Here is a 1,940-nt window from a genome sequence, read left to right on the forward strand (position 1 = left end):
GCACCCGGCGGCCCCACACCCGGCCGCGCCCCGGCTCGGGCCCGAACTCCACTTCCTCCGCGGTCGACGTCACACGCCCGAATATCCCCCACTACGCGGGGTCGCGGCAAAGGAGGCCCGGTCGGCCACCCGGAAGACCAGCGACACGCCGGGCAGATCGGTGACGGCTCGGCGGATCGCGGGGACGGCCAGGGTGTCATCGATCTTGATCCAGAAACCGGCGGCCCCGCCATTGCCCTTCCCCGGCGGGGCGATGCCGGACTGGAAGTCATCGTCGCCATCCAGGTGCGCCCGGACCTTCCTGGAGTGCTTCTCGTCGGCGAAGTAGAACGCGCGGATGCCGTCGATCGCGGCGAGCCGGGCCGCGACGGCGTCCCGCTCCTCGCGGGTCGCGGCGCCACGGCCCTTGCAAGGGTCCTTCGGCCGGTCCCCCACCGTCCGGTAGTCGTTCATCAGGTGGTCCTCCATCCGCTCCTCCGGCGGCTGGCAGAGCAGTACGGCCACGTCCGCCTTGCCCTTCCAGAACCATGTCCTGTTGACGTGGGCCATCGCGACACCCGGCAGGCGGCCGACCTCTTCCGTGAACGCCTGTGCCCGCTCACTCGTCCGCAGTCTCCCGCGGTACGACTCCTGCATGTCGTCCGGCTCCAGATAGCGGAGGGGCAGCCCGAGGAGGCCGGCGCCCTCCCGCGCCATCCTGTCGTAGGCGTCCTGCCGTGACTCGAACTCGACGGTCTCCACCTGTGGCATGGCTCGCAGCCTGGCCTCGATGGCCGCCCGCTCCTCCCGCGTCGGAGCCGGGCACTGCCCGCTGCAGAGCATCACCGTGTACTTTCCGGTCATCGGCCACGGCCCCTCCGGCGGCGGCAACGGCCCGACCGGCCGCACCAGCAGGCGGACCCCGCCCACCACCAGCCCCACGAGCACCACCGCGGCGACCACCCAAATGACCTTGCCCCGCCACGCCGCACGGGGCTCCCCGTCGAAGGACAACACCTCGGATTTTCCAGACTCCGACGTCATATACCCGAATATGACGGATTCGCGGTTATGCAGGGCGGCGATCCGGAAAGTACGCTCACACCTCGATCAACGCCGGCCGGATCACCGGGTCGGCCGCATCGGTCAATGCAACGAGGTCATCTTGATCGGAAGTGAGGATCGCGGCCGCAGCCATGATCGCCACGACCACGACGGTCGCATCGACCACATCCACCGGGGCCGTTCGCCGCCGGGCGGCCATCCTTCCGCAGAGCACCCCGGCTTCCTTGCCGATTCGCTCGGTCATATCGGCGATCTCACAGCCGAACAGCAGCCGCGCCAGCGACGCCTGCCGGGCCGATCCACGCCACACTTGCGCGAGCACGGGCACCGGCACGATGATCCGGCGCTTCTCGTCGAGCGCCTGCCGATGCAACCGCCACATCCGCGGCCGGTTCGCCTCGGCGGCGATCAGTGCGCCCGCATCGTAAACGATCGCCGCACGCGGCGCGCTCGCCCTCATCCGGTCAGCCGCGCGTCATCCGCCCCGCCGAACATCCGCGCGTCAGCGTCGGCGAGCACCGCCGCCGCCTGCGACAACTCCCCTGCGGCGATCACACCGTGCTCGGCCTCCCACTCGGCCACCGCCGCGAGCCCCGCTTCGATCCGCGCGGAATTCGCCGCGGCGCGTGTCATCCACGCCGACACCGTCAGCCCGGCCCGTTCCGCCGCCGCCACAACGGCATCCGCGACCTCCTCGGGCAAGGACACCGACAGCTTGCGCACCGCCATCATCACAAGGACGACCTTACCACCAGTGGATGCCTACAGTAGGAAGACGGTAGGAAACTTATCGAGGAACGGCCATCCAGACGTCGATGGACAGGGACCAGGTGGTGTCCGGGGGGGAGGTGAGGCTGCGTTCGTCCTGGCGCGCGCGGAGGTGGAAGCCGTGGCGG

Annotated in this window: 3 protein-coding genes; all 3 read right to left on the reverse strand. The window is 70.1% G+C overall.

Annotated features, from left to right (window positions below; all coding sequences use genetic code 11):
- Window positions 1-69: 69 nt before the first annotated feature.
- From C1I98_RS38375 to C1I98_RS38385, 3 genes are read right to left on the reverse strand one after another with little or no spacing between them, the layout of a single operon-like run.
- Window positions 70-1,023, reverse strand: coding sequence for a permease-like cell division protein FtsX (locus tag C1I98_RS38375; RefSeq protein WP_146607911.1), 954 nt, complete (start codon window positions 1,021-1,023; stop codon window positions 70-72).
- A 55-nt stretch (window positions 1,024-1,078) separates the two neighbouring features.
- Complete coding sequence (locus C1I98_RS38380) at window positions 1,079-1,504, reverse strand: PIN domain-containing protein (protein ID WP_111172123.1); 426 nt, start codon at window positions 1,502-1,504, stop codon at window positions 1,079-1,081.
- Window positions 1,501-1,776: a hypothetical protein gene (locus C1I98_RS38385; protein WP_111172124.1), complete on the reverse strand. Its 276-nt coding sequence runs from the start codon at window positions 1,774-1,776 to the stop codon at window positions 1,501-1,503. Before C1I98_RS38385 ends, C1I98_RS38380 begins: the two co-directional genes overlap by 4 nt.
- Window positions 1,777-1,940 lie beyond the last annotated feature (164 nt).

The organism is Spongiactinospora gelatinilytica (genome assembly GCF_003236385.1).
GTDB lineage: Bacteria > Actinomycetota > Actinomycetes > Streptosporangiales > Streptosporangiaceae > Spongiactinospora > Spongiactinospora gelatinilytica.